Annotated in this window: 1 protein-coding gene; it reads left to right on the plus strand. The window is 73.1% G+C overall.

Translation table 11 applies throughout. From position 1 onward, the window contains the following. Position 1 precedes the first annotated feature (1 nt). A partial coding sequence (locus tag ACSNOB_RS32175) for a KR domain-containing protein (protein WP_436691234.1) occupies positions 2-227 on the plus strand: 226 nt, incomplete at its 3' end.

Raw genomic sequence — 227 nt, forward strand, 5'->3', positions numbered from 1 at the left:
GGTGTTGGGTTCGCCGGGTCAGTCGGCGTATGCGGCGGGTAACGCGTTCCTGGACGGGTTGGCGGTGTGGCGGCGGCGGCTCGGGTTGCCGGGGGTGAGCCTGGCGTGGGGCATGTGGGACACCGCCGGCATGGCCGCGTCGATTGAGGAGGCGGATCGGGCGCGGTCGGCTCGGGCGGGTCTGGTGCCGATGAGCGCAGGGCTCGGGTTGGAGCTGTTCGACGCGG

Source organism: Micromonospora sp. URMC 106 (genome assembly GCF_051386395.1).
In the GTDB taxonomy this organism is placed as follows: domain Bacteria; phylum Actinomycetota; class Actinomycetes; order Mycobacteriales; family Micromonosporaceae; genus Micromonospora.